This window comes from Microbacterium sp. C448 (genome assembly GCF_000582705.2).
GTDB classification, from domain to species: Bacteria; Actinomycetota; Actinomycetes; order Actinomycetales; family Microbacteriaceae; genus Microbacterium; species Microbacterium lacus_A.
In genome coordinates this window covers 21,201-40,672 of record NZ_HG779672.1, presented here as the reverse complement: position 1 = coordinate 40,672, position 19,472 = coordinate 21,201, and the positions used below count along the sequence as shown (strand labels likewise).

Here is a 19,472-nt window from a genome sequence, read left to right as displayed (position 1 = left end):
TCCTCATGTCGGCTCGACGATCGTTCCCGGGTCGTGCCGCAGCAGAGTCGTCAGCGCGCCCGCCGCGACATCCCAGGTGAAACGAGCGGCCTGCGCCGTTGCGGCCTCTTTCGCGGCGTCCAGCATGTCCTGGTCGGTCGCCAGCGACTCGAGCGCGCGTGCGACGCTCGTCGCGTCCGGTTCGACGATGATCGCCGCGTCCCCGACCCATTCGGCGACACCCCCGAGCGGAACAGCGACGACGGCGCACCCGGAAGCCATCGCCTCGAGCCCTGCCATGAGGAACGGGTCGGGAACCAGGGGGAGGACGCAGGCGACGTCGAACGCGCGCAGTGCCTCCGGAACGTCCTGTGCGGGTATCCAGCCGGTGAACGTGCCGCCGGCGCGGCCCACGGCGTCCTCCAGCGCCCGCATGTAGTCATCCACTGCGCTCTCGTCGTAGCCGAACGTGCGCCGACCACCGATGATGGTCAGCGAGATGTCCGTGCGCCCGGCGGCGCGAAGCGCGGCCACGGCCTCAGCCGCCACCAGAAAGCCCTTATTGGGGTCTATCCGCCCATGGCAGACGACGCGCATCGGACCGGGCGCGCGCTCCGACGGCCCCGGGTGGAAACGGGCGGTGTCGACACCGTTGTGGATCACGGAGATGCGAGCGGGATCGAGCTCCTGCTGCTCGGCGGTCCACCGGCGCACGGCATCGCTCACCGCGACGATCCGGACCGTCGCGGGCAGGTCGCGCAGGGCCCTCGCCGGGGGACCCACGAGATAGTTGTGCAGCCAGAGCACAACGGTGCGCCCCGGATGATGCCGTGCCAACAGCCCGGCGAACTGAGGGTCGTTGGCTACGACGACCGCGTCGGGATTCGTGTCGGTGAGGACCTGCGCGACCTCTCGCAGATACCGTGGTCGCCACGCGCCGCGTGCTCGCCGGATACGTCCGCACGCGGCGTACCACGCCCGTCGGGCGATCGGGAGGTCGCCGGTACCGGCCAGCCAGTCGACTCGGCCATCCGAATACGGAGTTGGTGATTGCGAGCGTGGGCTGATCACCGATGTCGATGTGTGCTGTCGATCGAGAGCTATCACCAGTTCTCGGGTGACGGTCGCGATCGCACCGCCCGACGTGGAGTAGCGCTCGTCCTCCGGAAGTACGAACGTGATGTCGATCGGCGTCACGGTCCGCCCCTCAGTGTCTCCCACGTCTGCTGCCACGAAAGCTCGTTCGCACGCTCGCGCGCGCGTGACGCGAGATCCGCCCGTCGCTGGGGGTCGTCCAGCAGTGCACTCAGCACGCGCGCCAACGCGGACGGGTCCTCGCGGGGGAACAGCACACCGGCATCCATGACGAGCTCCGGCGAGCCGCCGGTTGCACTGACGACGACAGCTCTTCCGAGAGCCAGACCTTCGAGAGTGGTCAAACCGAACGGTTCATCCCACCGCGAGGGGACGACGTGGATGTCCGTCGCCGCGATCGCACCGGGAACGCTCTTGCGAGGGAGGTGGCCCAGGCGAACGACCTCGATTCCCGCGTGCTTCAGCTCCTCGGTCTGCGCGTCGATCAGCCGGCTGTACGGGCCCCCGTCCGACCGACCCCAGTTGGTGTCCCCGACAAGCTGGACTCGGAAGTCCCGGCGGGACTCCGCGAGTTCCAGACAGGCGGCCAGCAGGACATCGACGCCCTTCTCGACCGCCACTCGTCCCACGAAGCCGATGGTCGTGAGATCACCGGTCGGCAAGGGAACGGCTTCGCCGAACGAAGCGCCGTTCAAGACGTGTGAGACGCTCAACGGCGTCAACCCATACGCTGCCTCGACCGCGCGGGCAAGATACCGGCTGACCGCCACCGATCGGATGTTGCTCGCGGCGAATCTCCGCCGGAATCGGTCTCCTGCGAGTTCCAGATTGTGGAACCAGTGCACGACGTGTGCGGAGGGAAACGCGTGGGCGAGGGCGACCGCGACCTCCGGATCGTTGTTCACGATGATCTGCCGGGCGTCGAGCGCGCGCAGCGCCGCACGGACATCGTGGGCGTATTCGCGCTGGTCCGGGCGGGCCCAACCGTCGACGCGGCGGCGCGCGCGTCGGATCTGTTCTCGGATGCGGCCGTGCGGGCCGCTCTTCGAGGGCACGTAGACGAGGGGGTACCCGGTGATCGGTGATCCGGGCCCTTTGCGCGAGATCACGGTCGGCGCACCTTCACCGGCTACGCGAACGACTTCCAGGATGCAGGTCGCGATGGCGCCGCTGTGCGATGTCGTGTAGGTCTCGCGGCTGTTGTTCACGATGACCGTGCCGCTGCTCAATCGAACTCTCCCCGCCAGTAGCGCTGCTGTGGGGGAAGCGAAGTCAATCGGTATCGTTCGGTGGGTTTCGCGAAGGGCGTCGCGACGACGGCGGCGATGGGGTGATCCTGTCGAGTGCGCCATCGCTCCAGCTCGCGCGCGTAGTAGTCGGCGTGCGCCGACCATGCGGACTTGCGCTCCATGTAGTCCTGGCTGCGCACCCGCGAATAGTGCCGGATGCCGGCCTCGACCGGGATCACGCGATGCACGACGGCGTCACGGGCGTGGAGGGGGCTTGTCGAATCGGGACGGAAGTCCGTTCGGTACAGCGCGACCTCCGCCTGACGTGCGTGGACGAGTCGGCTGCCTGCGCGGACGGCCATCGGCGCTGGGTAGTGCGCGTAGGGACGCCACCACCTCGTCGATGTCTCGAGGAGTCGGCCGCTGCTCGATCGACCCATGAAGTAGCGAGACGGGTAGTCGAGGCCGCCGGCACCATGTCTCTCGGCCTCCTCTATGCAGGCGACGAAGGTCTCCAGATTCCCGACGACCTCGTCGCTGTCGAGCTGGATGACCCAGTCGGCGTCCACGGATGCCCGTCGGAGCGCCTGGGTTCGCTGAAGTGTCTCGGCCTCGAGCGCGTGAATATCGGGTCGGGCGAATGACCCGGGTGCGAAGTCGAGCTTGCCTGCGGAATCGATACGGCGTAGTCGTCGCAAGCACTCCTCGACGGGGATGGGTCCGCCTGACCACGATGTGGCGTTCTCGTCGTACGAGACGACGAGGCGATCCACGACGTCGTAGTAGGACAGGACGCTCTCCTCGATCCACCAGGGGTCGGCGGCGAGGACGTATCCCGTCAGACGCACGTACTCTCCTCGGTGTGATGTGTGATCTCGCGCTCGCGCTCGGCCACACGCACATCGTATGCCTCGCCGTGGAAACGTGCCCGTCGCGGATCCCGGAGGAATCAGTGCAACTCGTGCGATGCTATCGTTGATCGGCGTGCGCTCAGGTTGCTCCGGGGCCGCGGTGGCATCTTATTGGGGGATCAGAGCCGAATGGTTGACAGCGCGATCACTGTGTCCGACCTGTCGAAGTCGTACCGCATTCAGGTGGCGGGTGAACATGTCGACCGCATCACGACTGCGGTCATCAACCGCATCCGTCATCCGCTGACTCGGACGCACTTCGAGGACTTCGAGGCGCTGCGGGACATGTCTTTCGAGATCCCGTGGGGCGAAGCCGTCGGCATCGTAGGTCGCAACGGAGCAGGCAAGAGCACGCTGCTGAAGCTGCTCACCCGGATCACCGCGCCGACCGGCGGCATCATCGACCTCGGAGGACGAGTCGGCTCGCTGCTCGAGGTCGGAACAGGCTTCTCCGGGGAGCTGACGGGACGCGAGAACATTTATCAGAACGGCGCTCTGCTGGGCATGGGCCGCAAGGAGATCAAGCGTCGGTTCGACGAGATCGTCGACTTCTCGGGGGTTGAGAAGTTCCTGGACGTACCGGTGAAGCGCTACTCGTCGGGCATGTACGTGCGACTCGCGTTCTCGGTCGCGGCGCACCTCGACACCGAGATTCTCGCCATCGACGAGGTTCTCGCCGTGGGCGACGCCGAATTCCAAGCCAAGTCGCTCGCGAAGATGCGCGACGTCGCGCGTGACGGTCGCACCGTGCTCTACGTGAGCCATCAGATGAACACTGTGACGGCGCTCTGCACCTCGGCGATGTTCCTCGACAAGGGCACGCTCGGCTATTACGGCACCGTCGACGGGGCGATCAAGCACTATCGCGACACGTTCGAGAAGTTCCAGCTCGAGCAGTTGGATGCGCACAAGCGTCCAGGTTCCGGACAGCTACGCCTTTCGCGCGTCGCCGTGACCGAGCAGACGCAAGAGCCTGACGACGACAAGGTCATCGAGTTCACGGTCGGGCGCAACGTGGATGTGGTCGGCAAGTACTTCGTGTCGGCGCACATCACCGACGTCAACGGTGCGGTCGTCGTGCAGTGCGATTCCCGCCTGACCGGCCAGTGGTTCGACCCGTCGGACGAGCAGTCGGGCGTGCTCCGGATCAAGAACCTGTGGCTCAAGCCCGGTCGGTACACCGTCGACGTGTTCGTCTGCCAGTCGGGTGTCTTCGACGCATGGGAAGGTGCCGACGTCATCGAGGTGATCGAGCACAGCCCGTATCCTGAGCTCACCACCGATGACGCACTCGCGCACGGGATGGTGCTCGCCGACTTCGAGTTCGAGGCCCGTTGATGAACCGCACGATCGTCACTCCTCCGGGCAAGTTCAACATGCCGAACTGGCGTGAGCTCTGGGCTGCCCGCGAGATCGCGTTTCGCTTCGGCCAGAAGGACATCCTGCTCCGCTACCGTCAGACGGCGGTGGGCGTTGCCTGGGTGTTCGTGCAGCCTCTCGTATCGGCCGGCGTCTTCACGATCGTCTTCGGCGGTATCGCCCAACTGCCCAGCGGCGGAGTGCCCTACTTCATCTTCGCCTTCGCCGGGCAGTTGGGCTGGAACCTCTTCAGCAACATCGCAAACGGTGCGGCATCGTCTCTCGTTGCCAACCAGTCGCTCGTTTCCAAGGTGTTCTTCCCCCGGCTGATCGTGCCGTTGTCCGGGCTGATCTCGATCATGCTCGACTTCCTCATCGCCTTCGGTCTCTTCGTCGTGCTGCTGTTCGCCTTCCAGATCAATCCCGGTTGGCCGATCCTCGCGCTTCCGCTGTGGGTACTGCTGACAGCGGTTCTCGCCATGGGAATCGGCCTCGCGGCTTCGGCGGGGATGGTCAAGTACCGCGACGTCGCATACTTCCTGCCCTGGGTCTTCCAGGTGCTCATGTATGGCTCGCCCATCGCGTATTCGCTCGAAGCCGTGCCGCCTGACCTCCTCTGGCTCTTCAATATCAACCCGATCACGTGGCTGATGGAGGGCTATCGCTGGTCGCTCCTCGGGCAGTCCGCCCCGGAACTCTGGCAGGTGTTGAGTCTCATCGGCGCAGCGCTCGTCAGCATCGTCGTGGGACTGATCATCTTCCAACGCGCGGAGCGTGCGTTCGCGGACATCATCTAGGCGCGCCGGTGGCGGCGGAGGGCGCTCCTTTGCGCATCGCGATGATCTCGTATTACCTGCCCAGCGGCAGCAAGATCGGCGTTGGCTATCAAGCCCACGAGTTGGCGAACGCCCTCGTCGCGAACGGGCACCATGTCGACATGTTCTCGGCTTGTCTGCCGGTCGATGGGGCGCTGTACGGCCATCGTGAGATCAAGCTGTCGGGGAGTCTCCAGACCTTTCGATTCGCGCGCGCGCTCCGACGCGTCGATTTCGTCTCGTACGACGTGATCCACGCCCACGGCGACGACTACTGGTTGTGGCGCCGCCGCGTGCCCACCCATGTGCGCACCATGCACGGCACCGGGTTCGAGGAAGCCCTGCGCATCCCGGGGTTCAAAGAGAAGCTGCGGATGCTCCTGCTCGGCCTGACCGAGGTGCTCGCTTCGCTCGTCGCGGACGCTACCGTCGCCGTTTCGCCGCAGACGAGACGATGGATGCCCTGGGTGCGGCGGGTCATCCCGAACGGTGTCGACACGGGGCGTTTCCGGCCAGACCCGGCGAGGCGGGCCGGCGCTCCCACCGTCCTCTTCGTTGGCACATGGGGCAACCGCAAGCGCGGGAGCTCGCTCGCACAGGTGTTCCAGCGCGATGTCCTTCCCGCGCTCCCCGACGCCCGGCTCGAGATGGTCTGCCGTGACGCACCGGACGACCCCGGGCCGGGCATCACTGTGCTCGGGGAGCTGACGGATGCTGAGCTCGTCGAGGCGTATCAGCGGGCATGGGTGTTCTGTCTCCCGTCGGAGTACGAGGGGTTCGGCATTCCGTATGCCGAAGCGATGGCGTGCGGCGTGCCCGTGGTCGCGACACCCAACGTCGGTGCGCGGTATGTCACCGATGAGGGTCGGGCGGGCGTGCTCAGTGACCTCGATTCGCTGGGTGGCGCGCTTCTTCGAATGCTGACGGAGGACGACGAGCGCGCGAGACTCGCGGAGGTGAGCCGTGAGCGGTCGCAGACATTCGCCCTCTCATCGGTTGTCGCGGCGTATGAGGCGGTCTACCGTCGGGAGCGCTGAGCCCGGCGGCTGGGTCGGAACCGCGCGTCTCGCTCGGTTGGTCGATCGGGTGCTGAATCATTCGTGGTGCGCGGGCGGATACGGTGTTCGTGCGTCACCGGAAGCATGCGCTCGGCCGTCGCTCGTGGCGGCAGGCCGCCCGTCCTTGTCATGGGATGATGGCGCGCGGGCGACGGGTGTGCGTACTCTGTTGGCCGACTACTGGAGACGCGAGGGGAAGCCCGTGACGTACTACATTCTTCTGCTGCTGGCGAAGCTCATCCCCGGTAGCACTCGTCGACAGCGGTTCGTTGCCGCGGTGCGTCAGCGGTTCAGCGTGAGGGCTATTATCGACGCGGCCATAGCAGAGCAGCGCGCGTCACTCGAAACTTTGATCTACCGCACCCAGCTGGCCGAGGCTCCTGTGACCATGACCGTAGACCAGACCCTGGATGCTCTGATCGACGGCAAGTCGATCGCCCGCTTCGGCGCAGGGGATTTGTCGACGATGGATGGCTGGTTCGAGATGTTCCAGACCCCCGGGGTCGAGCTGACCCGACGTCTGCGAGAGGTACTCGTGTCAGACGAGAGCGATCTGCTGGTCGCGATCCCGAGCTTCGCCTATGAACTGAGCCCCGAACTTCCCGAGGGCATGCGGGACTATTTCCTGCGCTGGGCACCCCACCTGCGCCGGATTCTTAATCCATATCTGCGAACCAGCAAGAGGTACGCGGCCACGGAGGTGTCGCTGGGACACAGCACGTTTGGACCGGGGTTCGACCGCCGCGCCTACTTCGAGAGGTGTCGGCAGATCTGGGACGGCGCGCCGGTCGTCCTCATCCATGGCGAAGGCATCTTCGACGGCTTCACGCATGACATCTTCGACAACGCAGCCTCAGTGGATCACATCCTGGCACCGAGGCAGGACGCGTTCGACGAGTACGACGACATCCTGCGCCGCGCTTCGCTGGCGCCGAAGGATAGCCTCATGATCGCGATACTGGGCCCCACCGCGACCGTACTCGCCTACGATCTCCACCGCGCCGGTTACCGTGCCCTCGACCTCGGCCACATCGCGAAGTCCTACGAATGGTGGCGGAACGAAAGGACAGCGGCGACCGAGGAGTTCTTCGCCGCGGACTGAGGAGACGGACTCGCTGAATCCGCGGGCCGTTCCGTCTGCAGCCGGTCTACCTATGCCCGCGTCTCGCGCAGTCTTTGAATGACCGCGTCGGCCGGTGCGAGCGGCGCGAATCGCAGCGCCCAGAGCACGTCGGAGGCTGCTGATCCCCAGCGCCTCGCGCGTGCCTCCGCGCGTGCGTGCCGGAGCGATCCCCACCATGCATAACGGCCATTGGCGCGGAGGCTTTCGCGGTGCGCAGAGACGAGTGGTGCATCGCCGCCGGCTTGTGCGCGTCTGAGATGGGCGCGCACGATGCGGTCGATCGAGCGGGTGAGCTCTCGGTGACGAGAGGTCGTGTTCGCTCCGTGCAAGCGATAGTCGAAGAGCGTCTCGGGCGAAAACACGAAATCGCCACGCTCAGAGAGACTCAGGACGAGATCGAGGTCTTCAGCGAGGCGCAGTTCGACGTCGAAGCCGCCGACCGCCTCGAAGTCGGCGCGACGGATCATGAGGTTGCCCAGCAGGATCCCGGTGCGCCGCCGCGCGACGTCGAATCGATCGCGCACGGCGGTCTGATCGGCCTCGACGAGCACGTTGTCGTCGGCATCGATGGTGCGCATGCCGCAGTAGCACGCGACGGCATCGGGCGCGGACGTCAGCCGAGCCGCCTGCAGTGCGAGTCGTTCGGGGTGGGACAGGTCGTCGTCGTCGAAGAATACGAGCAGCTCTCCGCTCGCGGCGGCTGCTCCCGCATTCCTCGCCGCCGATACCCCGGCGGGAGCGTGACGTAGTATTCGCGCGGACGGCAGCGCGTTCGCGACGGCCGCGTCTATTGCGGAAGGATCTGGAGATCCGTCGTCGACGACGATCGTCTCTACACGCGGATGTGTCTGGTCGGCCAGCGAGCCGAGGGCCGCGGACAGGAAGGGGCTCACGCGATTCGTTGCAACGACGACGCTCACGAGCGGCGCGTCAATTGCCGAAGAATCGACCGGTCCCCGGCTCACGATGGGGAGGGGACGCCTGTGGGAAGCTGCACGGGCCATCCCGCATCCCAGATCGGGGCGAAGCGGGGGCTGTCGAGAACTACCGACATGTGCCGAGTCCTCAGGTCGAGGGCATCGGACCGGCGGAACCATGCGTGGGCGAGACCGACCTGGATGTCGCGAAGGACCCGGCCGAACTCGGAGTCTGCGGGGACGTATCCCGTGCCGTAGATGTCGGAGGTGATGTCCCGCACTCTCATGAGAGTCTCGCGCACAGGCATGCCGACGGTGTGAATCCACGCCGCCTCTTCGCTGGTGAACACCCCCGCGCGTTCCGTGCGCACTCGATCTATGTATTGGGCGTAGCCGCGAAGGCCGAGGGCCAGCATGTCGAGGGAACTCATCGCATCGGCCAAGGCCGTGACATCGTGTGAGCCGGTGTTCACGCCGGCCTGGCGCTTCGAACGGACGAGCTGGAGGGTCAGGTCGACGAGGTGCTGCGCGGCCCCGACCATCACTCCCATGAACGGGAAGAAGTGTGCACCCGTGTCGCCCGTGATCTCGAAACTCCAGCCGCGCGGCACTTCTACGGGTCCGGTGAGTTCGTAGGAAGCGCTCCCTGATGACCGCAGGCCGAGCGGATTCCAGTCGTCGATCTGGCGGAGCTTGTCTGAAGGCACCCAAACGCCGATTGCCTTGTGTACGCCTGTCGCTTTGTCGATCACGGGCTCGCCCGCTGCGTCGAAGACGTTTGCCCCCGCGAGCCATCGATCGGCATGGTAGCCGCCGCTTCCGAGGCGCCAGCGCGCCTGCTCGATCCGGTACGTATCGGTGCCAGTCTCGATGGCGCGCGCGGGCGGAGTTGCCGAGAAGACGGTGGGGAGGTCCAGGCTCGGATACAGCTGGGTGAAGGACTCCTCATCGAGACGACCGGCGAGTTCGCTGTGAGAACTCAACCAGTGCACCACCCATGCCATTCCGGCGTCGATGCGCGCTACCTGTGACACCGCCTCGAGCCGGTCGGCGTAGGGCGCATCGAGTCCCCCTCGATTGGCCGGGAACGTCCAAAGGTAGACGCCGGTAGCCCGCAGAGCGCCGCCGGCGAGCGGTGTGGTTCGGCCGATTCGGTCGCTTTCGGGAACCTCCTGCCTGAGGAGGGGCTTGATCTTGTCCAGGTTGCGGAAGACCGCGGCGATCGACAGGGGCGCCTCAAGGCCGAGCGCGATGATGCGCGGATCGTCCCGCACGACGTCACCCTTCGGAACGGGCTCGTCAGCCGTGTGCGACCGTCCGGCCGACGCGTGTGGTGGCGTTGCGGGTGCAGCGGGCGGCACTGCGACCGGTGCCGACGTTCGGCGGGCTCGGGGACGACCGCGAAGCCGGCGGATCAAGAAATAGGACAATCCACCGCCCGCGATGAGCGCGAGGAAGAGCAGCACCGAAACCATCGTCACGAGCAGAGCGAGGAGTTGGTCGGTGGTCACGAGCACCCTCTCCGTTCAGGGCGACGCGCTTGCGCGCGCCCCCGCGCCCCAGTCGCTTTGTATTCTTGCATGATCATCAACGGTTCTCCGCGGAGTCGGGCCCGTCGGCAGCGACACGCGGCGGCCACGGGGAGTCCCACACGCCGGACGAGGTTGAGCCGGTGAGCACGCCGCTAACCCGCTCTCGCTTGCCGGGGGTGATGGTGAGACGGAAGAGCACGTGCGCCAGGATGACGTCGATGTCTCGAAGCGCACGCGCGAACTCGGACCCTGCCGGCACGTAGCGCGTGCCGCTGAGGTCAGTGCTGATGCCCCGGATCTTCAGCAGTAGGTCGCGCACCGGCACGCCGGCGCTATGCACCCAGTTCGATTCGTCCACCGTCAGTGCGCGAGACGTGCGCGCTTCGCGTGCTTCGTCGATGTATGAGGCATACCCGCGAAGCCCCAGGACGAGCATGTCGAGAGACGCGAGTGCATCTCCGAGCACGCTCGCGGCGTAGGCGTCCACGGGCTCGGTGCGCGGACCGCTCAAGGTCTCGACGGTGAGGTCGATGAGATGTTGAGCTATCCCCATGGCGATACCGAAGAAGGGGAAACGGAATGGCCGCAGATCGCGAGTGTCGTTGTAGGTATGTTGCCGCGGGATCTCGACGGCCTCGATCAGTTCATACGACGAGCTTCCCGATGAACGCACTCCGAGCGGATCCCAGTCATCGATCTGGCGCACCTTGTCCTCCGGCAGCCAGGCGCCGATGACCTTCTGCCAGCCCGTCTCTTCGTCGAGGACGGGATTGCCGGCGGCGTCCCACACTTTGGCCCCGCCGATCCATCGTTCCGCGTGATAGCCACCGCTGCCCAGCCGCCAGCGCGCGGGCTCGATGAGGTACTTGTCGCCGGCGATCTCGATAGCGCGAGCGAACGGGACCGCCGAGTAGACGGTCGGCACGTCGGCAGTCGGATACAGGTAGGCGCATGCCTCGTCGTCGAGGTATGCGACGCAATCTCCGTGGCTGCTGAGGATGACCATCGTCCACGCCATCCCGGCGTCGATGCGCGCGACCTGCGAGGCTGCTTCGAGCCTGTCGGCATGCGATGCATCGAGACCGCCGCGCTCGGCGGGAAAGCACCACAGGAAGAGACCCGCCGATCGTAGAGCACGGCCCGCCAGCGGCGTGGTGCGAGCCATTCGGTCGCTCTCGGCAGCCTCGGCGCGCAACAGCGGCTTGATTTTCTCGAGGTTGCGGAACACCGCTTCGGTCGAGGTCGGCGCTTCTAGTCCCAGCGCGACGATTCGCGGGTCGTCGGCGGGCGAGTCGCCCCTCGGCACCGGTTCGGATGCCGGCCGTCCGCCGCCGCGCCCCGCGCCGCCGCTCCGATTCGACTCAGCCGCCGTCGAAGCCGTCACCGGTGTTTTCCTGGATTCGCGTAACGGACGCGGATGGGCGCGCCGCCAGCGTCGCCACAGCAGGATGCCGGCGATCGTCGCGCCCGCGAGCGCGACGAGCAGTAGCAATCCCACCATCAATGCGACCAGCGTTATGAGCGCATCGGTCGTCATTTCATCCTCCTCGTCGGCGGTGCGGCGCGTGCGGATTCACGAGCGTAGCCCCAGAGCCACATTCTGGCACCCGTGGCGGCCCGGTATCGCGTCACGTCTTCGGCTTCAGACGCCGCTGCAGACCGTTGAGCGCCCGCATTGCGAATCGGTCCGCCCTGCTCATCGCGATGAGCATCTTCCGCAGCAAGGGCGACTTCTCGGCTCGAGGAAGCAACCGAACGGCAAGGGACGGCACGACGCCGACCCCGACGACGATATCGGCGAACTCCCGACGATCGGGGAACACCTTCATCGCCTCGTCGTCGGTGTAGTAGTAATAGCCGGGGTTCACCGCGTCGAGGCGCGGCAGATGCCGCAGATGGGCGCTTGCGGCTGTGCGTCCGAGCTTACCCGCAGAGAATCGGCCGTACTCGTGCTGATAGGCATCGAGAATACCCAGCGCGACATTTCCCGACACCACGTAGACGTGCGAGTAGATGAGCTGCGTCCCAGCTCGCAGTTCCAGCACGATGAGGTCGCCGGAAGCGCGGAACGCGTCGGCTTTCCCCCGGAACGCCCGTTCGCGCTCGGGATCCAGCGCGACGGCGTAGCCGCCGTTGTCGCGATCTCCCTTCCATCCCGACGCCTGCATCGCGACGAAGCGGTCGATCGCCGCCGGGTCGTCGCTCGCGTCGTGCAGCGATAGCGGACCGCCGCCCGCTTCGGCCAGTCGCCGCGCCGAGCGACGGAGTTCCTTGCGGGAGTTGACGCTGCGATGGTCGGGATCGGTCTGAGCGACGAAAACCCGTTCATCCGGCGCGTATTGCCCTGGGTGGACATCCACCCAGGGCGCGCTGTTCGTCGCGACGACGATCGCACCGAGCGCCGGTCGTCGCTGGAGCCTCTGCATTGCCTCGGCTAAGGGCCCGAAGGCGGGATAACCCTGCAAAGGGAGATAGCCGCTGTGCAGGAGTCGACGGACCCCGCGCGCGATCACGGTCAGAGCTTCGGCGGCGTGAGCTCGATCCAGCAGGGGGTAGGGCGGGCCAAGGTCGGAGGGTTCGAGGGTGCCATACGACGCGATAGGGAGCGTCGCGGACACGTTGGTCGAGAACACCCGCACCAGGCCGAGCCATTCATCGTCCTCCTCGGCCACGACGAGAAGCTGGCCGCCGCTGCTTTCACGGTCGGGACGGAGGAATCGGGGATCCAGCGCAGCGTTGGGTTCGGCGGCGCGCTCCGCCAGCGCCGCCCAGCGCTCCCATTCGTCGTCGCTCACCTCCGCCAACCGCAGCAGTCTCGCCCGCACATCCGCCCCCTCAGGTCTTCGGTTTCAGTCTGCGACGTGCGGCGCCCACGACGCGCATCGCGAACTGGTCGGCTCGCGCCAGCGCGAGGAACACCTTTCGCGCAGGCGGCGACGCTTCCGCACGCGGCAACACTCGCACGATGAGCGACGGCACGATGCCGACACCGATGACGACGTCGAGGAACTCTCGACGGTCGGGATAGATCGTCGCAGCATCGGGGTAGTAGTCGTAGATCCCCGGGCTCACGGCGACCAGCGGCGGCTTTCGATGGGATTCCGCCAGGTGAGCGTATGCTGCCGTTCGGCCCAGCTTGCCCGCGGAGAAGTCGCCGAACTCGTGCTGGTAGGCGTCGAGAAAGCCCTCGGCGATGGCGCCGGTGACCAAGTAGACCGACGCATAGACGCACTGCTCACCTGCCCATAGCTCCAGGATGATGAGGTCGCCGTCGGCACGGAAAGCTGCAACCTTCTCACGGAACTTCAGCTCTACCGGCGCCTCGAGGGCTACTGCGGTTCCGCCGCGCTCGCGATCACCCTTCCATCCCGAGGCCTGCATTGCGATGAAGCGGTCGATCGCCGTAGGGTCATCGCTCGCGTCGCGCAGGGTGAGAGGGCCGCCGCCGGCCTCGGCGAGCCGCCGGGCCGCGCGGCGTAGCTTCTTCCGGGTGTCGGACCCGTGATGATCGGGATCGATTCGGGCGGGGAAGGTGTTGGTATCCGTTGCCGACCCGGCGTGGTAGGAGGTCACCTCCGCCCACGCCGCGGCATGCGACCCGATGATGATCGCGTCCAAGACCGGTCTGCGGCGGATCTCCTGGAGCGCCTCTGCGAGTGGGCCGGATGCGGGATAGCCACGCAAGATCAAGAAGCCACCTCGCAGATGTCGGCGGACGCCACGCGCAATCGCCGCGAGGGCATCAACGGTGCGCGAGTGATCGAGGAGGGGATGAGATGCGCCGAAGAGCGGCGGATCCCATGTGCCGTATGTCGGGATGCTCATCGTCGAGGAGACGTCCATCGCGAAGACGCGCAGTAGGCCGAACCATTCGCCGTCCTCCTCCGCGACGACGAACAGGTAATCGACGTCACCGCCGGAACCCTGTTCCGGGGTGAGGAACCGAGGGTCAAGCGCGAGGTTCGGCTCGGACGCCCGCTCTGCAAGTGCTCGCCAGCACGCCCAGTCCGCTTCCGTCACCTCAGCGAGCCGCAACAGCATCGCCCGCACGCCCACCTCCTGGACCATGTGCCGATCCCGGGCGGTTCCCGACACGCACACGCCTAGTATGACGGCACGAACACGGTCGCATGGGTGAGTCGCAGCGGATGGTCGTTGTCGGGGTGTGGACGTGGTCTCGTCGCGCCCTCCAGAGGTCGTGGAAGCGATACATGCCGCTTAGGCTCGTCGCGTTCGCTCGCGATGAGAGAGCCAGGCCTCCCGGAATCGCCCTCAGGGATCCTGTCCCAGACAGGACTCGGCAGGTTCCTGCTGTCGTCCCACCGATGCATCCACTGCGCCGGGGGTCAGCCCTCCGCGTTCCGTAGAGCACCCCTCACTTCGTGGAAGCGCTCGCCCGAGCGAGGGCAGACCCACTCGTCCCCCTGGCGCTCCAGCGGCGCGCCCGCACGACCGACCCAGCCGATACGCCGCGCGGGGACTCCCGCGACGAGGGCGAAGTCGGGGACGTCTTTCGTCACGACGGCGCCGGCGGCTACCAGCGCCCAGCGCCCTATCGTGGCGGGCGCGACGACGACGGATCGGGCGCCGAGTGAGGCGCCTTCGCGTACGGTCACACCGACGGCCTCCCAGTCGCTGGCGTCCTTGAGAGATCCATCCGGGTTGACGGCTCGCGGATAGTAGTCATTGGTGAAGACGACGGCCGGTCCGATGAAGACCCCGTCCTCCAGGACGGCGGGTTCGTAGAGCAGCGCATAGTTCTGAACCTTGCATCGCCTGCCGAGTCGGGTGCCCGGGCCGATGTAGGCCCCGCGGCCGATGACGCACTCTTCGCCGACGAGCGCGTTCTCACGTATCTGAGCCAGGTGCCAGATGACGCTGCCCGCGCCCACGACGGCGCGCTCATCGACGTCGGCGGAGGCGGCGACTCGAGGTTCGGGTAGGTTCGTCAAGTCTTCTCCAGGTCACGGCCAAAACGCAGGCCGACTATGGTCGCACACTATCGGAACGCGGCATCCCGTACCATGGGCGCGGGAGAGGGTCGATTCGATCCGGTCGGGGGGCTTCGTGGGCAACGGTCAGCTGGGCGTGGTGGTGGTGGGTGCCGGATACTGGGGCCCCAACCTCGTTCGCAACTTCAATCTCGGCGATGACTGGCACGTCATTGCGGTGTGCGACCTCGATCTCGAACGCGCCGAGCGGCTCGCATCGACGACACGCACCGCCGTCGCGGTCAGCTCGATAGAAGAGGCGCTCGCGCTGGACGGTGTTGATGCTGTTGCGATCGCCACGCCGGCTCGGACGCACAGGCCGATCGCTTTGGCCGCGATCGCCGCGGGCAAGCATGTCCTGACGGAGAAGCCGCTCGCTGACAACGTCGAGAGCGGTGAGCAGATGGTCGCCGCCGCCGCGGCCGCGGGCGTGATCCTGATGGCCGATCACACGTTCTGCTACACGCCCGCCGTCCTGAAGATCGCCGAACTCATCCAGGCAGGTGAGCTCGGCGACATCACGTTCGTCGACTCGGTGCGCATCAACCATGGACTCGTCCAGCCGGACGTCGACGTGTTCTGGGATCTCGCGCCGCACGATCTCTCGATTCTCGACTTCATCCTGCCGGGAGGACTGCGACCCTCGGGCGTCTCGGCCCACGGCGGCGACCCGCTGGGCCTTGGCAAGGCATGCGTCGGGTACCTCGTGATGCAGCTGGGAAACGGGGTCATCGCCCACGTCCACGCCAACTGGCTGAGCCCGACGAAGATCCGTCAACTCATCGTCGGAGGGACGCGTCGGACCCTGGTGTGGGACGACCTCAACCCCACCCAGCGCGTGAGCATGTACGACCGCGGCATCGATTTCATCACGGCCACCGGTGACGCCGAGCGAGCTGCGGCTCAGGTGTCGTACCGCTACGGAGACACGTGGGTGCCGGCCTTGCCCGAGAAAGAGGCACTCTCGCTGATGGTGGCCGAGTTCGCGGCGTCGATCCGCGAAGAACGCCCCCCGCGTACCGACGGCCTGGCGGCCCTTCGTGTGCTCAACGTGCTCGATGCGACCACGCGGAGCCTGGACGCAGGCAGCGCGCTGGTTACCGTCGACAGCGATATCAAGGAGAGTGTCGTATGACCGAACTCGCAGGCGCCAACGTCCTCGTCACAGGCGGAGCCGGCACGATCGGATCGACCCTGGTCGACCAGCTCCTCGATGCGGGGGTCGCTCACGTCGACGTCCTGGACAACCTCGTTCGCGGCCGCGTCGCGAACCTCGACGACGCGCTCGCGTCCGGCAGGGTCACCCTCATCGAAGGCGACGTTCGCGATCGCGATACGGTGCACGACACGGTACGGGGAAAGGGCCTCGTCTTCCACCAGGCGGCGATCCGCATCACGCAGTGCGCGGAGGAGCCCCGCCTGGCGCTCGAGACGATGGTTGATGCGACGTTCAACGTGCTCGAGGCGTCCGCGGAGCATGGGGTTGCAAAGCTCATCGCCGCCTCATCGGCGTCCGTGTACGGGATGGCGGAGTCTTTCCCCACCACAGAGCGTCATCACCCCTATAACAACGACACCTTCTACGGCGCGGCGAAGACCTTCAACGAAGGTATGACGAAGAGCTTCCGGGCGATGTACGGTCTGAACTACGTGCTGCTCCGCTACTTCAACGTCTACGGACCACGGATGGATGTGCACGGGTTCTACACGGAAGTTCTCGTGCGCTGGATGGAGCGCATCGCGGACGGTATGCCGCCGATCATCTTCGGTGACGGCAAACAGACGATGGACTTCGTCATCAGCACCGATATTGCCCACGCCAACATCCTCGCTGCGCAGAGCGCCGTCGATGAGGGCGTCTACAACATCGCGAGCGGCACCGAGACAAGTCTTCTCGAGCTCGCCGAAATGCTCCTCAAGGTGATGGGCTCCGACCTGTCCGTCGAGTTCGGGCCCGCTCGCGGGGTGAACGATGTCGTGCGCCGTTTGGCAGACACGTCCTCGGCGGAACGTGACCTGGGATTCCGGGCCACGACCGACCTGGAGCAGGGACTTCGCGAGCTCGTCGAGTGGTGGCGGCCGTTGCGGGACGAGATCTCCGCGGGACGCACGACCGTGAAGCCCGGCGCATGACTCGGATCAACGTCATGCGTCCCTGGCTGGGCGCGGAAGAGATCGCGGCGGTCACCGAGGTGATCGAGTCGGGTTGGGTCGCTCAGGGCCCGAAGGTCGCGGCATTCGAGGCGGCGTTCGCCGAGAAGCAGCAGGCGGCGCACGCGGTCGCCGTGTCGAACTGCACCACCGGTCTGCACCTGGCGCTCAAGGTTGCCGGTGTGGTCGCGGGGGACGACGTGGTGGTGCCGTCCTTCTCGTTCATTGCAACCGCGAACGCTCCCACGTACGTCGGAGCCAATCCGGTATTCGCCGATGTCGACCCCGTGACCGGAAACCTCACCGCGGCGACGGTCCGGGAAGCGCTCACGCCGAGCACCCGCGCCATCATCGCCGTGGATCAGGGCGGCGTTCCCGTCGACATCGACGCGATCCGTGCCGTGTGTGACCCGCTCGGCATCGTCGTCGTCGAGGATGCCGCCTGCGGTGCGGGATCGACATACAAGGGCCGTCCCGTCGGTGCCGGCGCCGAGATCGCCGCGTGGTCGTTCCACCCGCGAAAGATCTTGACGACCGGCGAAGGCGGGATGATCACCACCTCGCGCGCCGATTGGGCGGATCGGGCGCGCAAGCTCCGCGAGCACGCGATGAGCGCCTCCGCGGCGGCCCGGCACGCCAGCGTGGTGTCGCCGCCCGAGGAGTACACGGAGATCGGCTTCAACTTCCGCATGACGGATCTGCAGGCGGCGGTCGGCCTCGTGCAACTCGGGAGGCTCGACGAGGTCGTGCAGCGCCGACGCGAGATCGCGGCGACCTACGCGAGCGCGATCTCAGAGATCGACGGACTACGCGCGGTCGCCGACCCGGACTACGGAACGGCCAACTTCCAGTCGTTCTGGGTCGAGGTCGGCGAGGAATACCCTCTCAACCGTGAGGAGTTGCTCCTCGCACTCGGTGAAGCCGACGTCTCCGCACGCCGGGGGATCATGTCGACGCACCGCGAACCCGCCTACGACCACATCGACGCCGTGCTCCCGGTCACCGAGCGGCTCACCGACAACACTCTCATCCTGCCCGTATTCCATCAGATGACCGCCGTCGAGCAGGATCGCGTGATCGACGTTCTTCGCGGAGCCTCAGCGGGCTAGTCCGCCGGAGGTGGTAGCCACGACTCGGGCACCTCGTGAACCTCGGAGTCGTACACGCGGACATAGTCGACGAGATAGTCCGCGGGCAGCAGTTCATCGGCGATGCGCGGGTCTGGCCATCTCCCTCCGACGGCGATGTTCATGATGATGTGTGCCGGGTTGTCGAAGCTCCAGAGCTGGTCGGACTCGAGGTCCGCCTTGCGGATCACGCCGAGTGTTTGATCGTCGACTGAATAGGTCACCGAATCTGCCGTCCATTCGACGGCGTACACGTGCCAGTCTCCGCTCCAGCCCGCGGGGTTCGGATGCGACTCGACCCGACTCCAGGCAGAGCCGTCCCTCTTCGCACCGACGACCCCGTTGTTCAGATCACGGGCCTGATCGACGTACTCCATGAGGTCGAGTTCGCCCACGCCAGGCCAGCTGGCCTCCGGGGTGCTGAATGTACCGAGCATCCAGAACGCCGACCACAGGCCGGAGGCAGCCGGCACCGCAATGCGCGCCTCGATGCGACCATAGCGGAACGCGGCGTAAGTCATCAGCCGTGCCGAAGTGTAGTCCGACGAGGTGCCCGATGCATCGACGGAGGGCGCCTTCCTCGCCACGATGTGCAGGATGCCGTCGGCGACGTAGGAGTTCTCGTCGGACGCGGTGTAGTTCTGCAACTCCTCGTTGCCCCATCCGCCCGCGCCCTCCATGCGCTTCCAGAGCGTCGACGGCGACCCCGGTGCGTCGAACTCCTCCGACCAGACGAGCCCCTCGCCGGCCTCGACAGGCTTCGTCGGCGAGCCCACCGACGAAGACGGTGACGGCGCGCCGGGGTCCGGCGACGGTCGGCCGACCGCGGGGTGCGCCGAACAACCGCTCACCAGCAACGCCGCCGCGGCAATCACGCTCACCGCTGATCTGGAGCGGGGCGACAAACGACGGTCACGCTCGCGCATACGGCCTGAGGGCGTAGCGGGCGTCCCTCTGGTCTCCCCCGGAACCATCGGATCGCACCCCGTCCTCTATTCCGGCCGACCCGCCCGCACGCTTCTTGGTCACCTGGTACCCCCTCGGATGCAATGGTACAAGCGTTCAACACCTCACCGGCCCGCGCACGGAGGTGATGGAATAGGCCGGAGCGCAGTCGCATCATCGCGGCCGTGGACGTCGGTCGCAGCGCGAGGCAGTCGGGAAAGCGGCGGTAGTGTCGGTGTC

General features: G+C 66.5%; 17 protein-coding genes. 7 read left to right on the top strand and 10 right to left on the bottom strand.

Translation table 11 applies throughout. The annotated features are described in order from the left end of the window. Positions 1-3 precede the first annotated feature (3 nt). Genes MIC448_RS08030 through MIC448_RS08020 form a run of 3 tightly spaced genes read right to left on the bottom strand, consistent with a single transcriptional unit; the run spans position 4 to position 3,151 of the window. Positions 4-1,176 carry a glycosyltransferase family 4 protein gene (locus MIC448_RS08030; protein ID WP_036298095.1) on the bottom strand — a complete coding sequence of 391 codons (1,173 nt, stop codon included), beginning with the start codon at positions 1,174-1,176 and terminating at the stop codon, positions 4-6. After that, complete coding sequence (locus MIC448_RS08025; RefSeq protein ID WP_036298094.1) at positions 1,173-2,303, bottom strand: glycosyltransferase family 4 protein; 1,131 nt, start codon at positions 2,301-2,303, stop codon at positions 1,173-1,175. The genes MIC448_RS08030 and MIC448_RS08025 overlap by 4 nt, the downstream gene beginning before the upstream one ends. Continuing rightward, positions 2,300-3,151 carry a hypothetical protein gene (locus MIC448_RS08020; protein WP_051513385.1) on the bottom strand — a complete coding sequence of 284 codons (852 nt, stop codon included), beginning with the start codon at positions 3,149-3,151 and terminating at the stop codon, positions 2,300-2,302. Before MIC448_RS08020 ends, MIC448_RS08025 begins: the two co-directional genes overlap by 4 nt. A gap of 192 nt (positions 3,152-3,343) precedes the next feature. Here MIC448_RS08020 and MIC448_RS08015 point away from each other — a divergent pair, with 192 nt between their 5' ends. The 4 genes from MIC448_RS08015 to MIC448_RS08000 all read left to right on the top strand — a co-directional run bounded on the left by MIC448_RS08015 (position 3,344) and on the right by MIC448_RS08000 (position 7,548). After that, complete coding sequence (locus MIC448_RS08015) at positions 3,344-4,552, top strand: polysaccharide ABC transporter ATP-binding protein (RefSeq protein WP_051513382.1); 1,209 nt, start codon at positions 3,344-3,346, stop codon at positions 4,550-4,552. Continuing rightward, positions 4,552-5,370 (top strand): ABC transporter permease, encoded by an 819-nt coding sequence (locus MIC448_RS08010; protein WP_036298092.1) that lies wholly within the window; start codon positions 4,552-4,554, stop codon positions 5,368-5,370. Before MIC448_RS08015 ends, MIC448_RS08010 begins: the two co-directional genes overlap by 1 nt. Before the next feature lie 8 nt (positions 5,371-5,378). Continuing rightward, entirely contained in the window at positions 5,379-6,425 is a 1,047-nt protein-coding gene (locus tag MIC448_RS08005) for a glycosyltransferase family 4 protein (RefSeq protein ID WP_036298091.1), read from the top strand. Between the two features lie 223 nt (positions 6,426-6,648). Continuing rightward, entirely contained in the window at positions 6,649-7,548 is a 900-nt protein-coding gene (locus tag MIC448_RS08000; RefSeq protein ID WP_051513380.1) for a GT-D fold domain-containing glycosyltransferase, read from the top strand. Between the two features lie 50 nt (positions 7,549-7,598). On the opposite strand, the gene MIC448_RS07995 is transcribed toward MIC448_RS08000, so the two are convergent. The 6 genes from MIC448_RS07995 to MIC448_RS07970 all read right to left on the bottom strand — a co-directional run bounded on the left by MIC448_RS07995 (position 7,599) and on the right by MIC448_RS07970 (position 14,970). Next, positions 7,599-8,534: a glycosyltransferase family A protein gene (locus MIC448_RS07995; RefSeq protein ID WP_158497533.1), complete on the bottom strand. Its 936-nt coding sequence runs from the start codon at positions 8,532-8,534 to the stop codon at positions 7,599-7,601. Further along, the gene (locus MIC448_RS07990; RefSeq protein ID WP_158497532.1) at positions 8,531-9,997 is read right to left on the bottom strand and encodes a hypothetical protein; all 1,467 of its coding nucleotides are present in this window, start codon (positions 9,995-9,997) and stop codon (positions 8,531-8,533) included. Before MIC448_RS07990 ends, MIC448_RS07995 begins: the two co-directional genes overlap by 4 nt. Positions 9,998-10,073: 76 nt before the next feature. After that, the gene (locus MIC448_RS07985) at positions 10,074-11,555 is read right to left on the bottom strand and encodes a hypothetical protein (protein WP_036298089.1); all 1,482 of its coding nucleotides are present in this window, start codon (positions 11,553-11,555) and stop codon (positions 10,074-10,076) included. A 91-nt stretch (positions 11,556-11,646) separates the two neighbouring features. Beyond that, positions 11,647-12,813: a GNAT family N-acetyltransferase gene (locus MIC448_RS07980; protein WP_144238015.1), complete on the bottom strand. Its 1,167-nt coding sequence runs from the start codon at positions 12,811-12,813 to the stop codon at positions 11,647-11,649. Positions 12,814-12,853: 40 nt separating this feature from the next. Next, positions 12,854-14,086: a GNAT family N-acetyltransferase gene (locus MIC448_RS07975; RefSeq protein ID WP_036298087.1), complete on the bottom strand. Its 1,233-nt coding sequence runs from the start codon at positions 14,084-14,086 to the stop codon at positions 12,854-12,856. Positions 14,087-14,364: 278 nt separating this feature from the next. After that, positions 14,365-14,970, bottom strand: a complete 606-nt coding sequence (locus MIC448_RS07970; protein WP_036298086.1) for an acyltransferase — start codon at positions 14,968-14,970, stop codon at positions 14,365-14,367. A 115-nt stretch (positions 14,971-15,085) separates the two neighbouring features. On the opposite strand from MIC448_RS07970, the gene MIC448_RS07965 reads away from it, so the two are divergent. From MIC448_RS07965 to MIC448_RS07955, 3 genes are read left to right on the top strand one after another with little or no spacing between them, the layout of a single operon-like run. After that, a complete protein-coding gene (locus MIC448_RS07965) occupies positions 15,086-16,144 on the top strand; it encodes a Gfo/Idh/MocA family protein (protein WP_051513376.1) in 1,059 nt (352 codons plus the stop codon). Further along, complete coding sequence (locus MIC448_RS07960) at positions 16,141-17,142, top strand: NAD-dependent epimerase/dehydratase family protein (RefSeq protein WP_036298085.1); 1,002 nt, start codon at positions 16,141-16,143, stop codon at positions 17,140-17,142. Before MIC448_RS07965 ends, MIC448_RS07960 begins: the two co-directional genes overlap by 4 nt. Then, positions 17,139-18,269, top strand: a complete 1,131-nt coding sequence (locus MIC448_RS07955; protein WP_036298152.1) for a DegT/DnrJ/EryC1/StrS aminotransferase family protein — start codon at positions 17,139-17,141, stop codon at positions 18,267-18,269. Before MIC448_RS07960 ends, MIC448_RS07955 begins: the two co-directional genes overlap by 4 nt. Here the strand turns inward: MIC448_RS07955 and MIC448_RS07950 are convergent. Then, positions 18,266-19,168 carry a glycoside hydrolase family 16 protein gene (locus tag MIC448_RS07950; protein WP_158497531.1) on the bottom strand — a complete coding sequence of 301 codons (903 nt, stop codon included), beginning with the start codon at positions 19,166-19,168 and terminating at the stop codon, positions 18,266-18,268. The genes MIC448_RS07955 and MIC448_RS07950 overlap by 4 nt on opposite strands. Between the last annotated feature and the right edge of the window lie 304 nt (positions 19,169-19,472).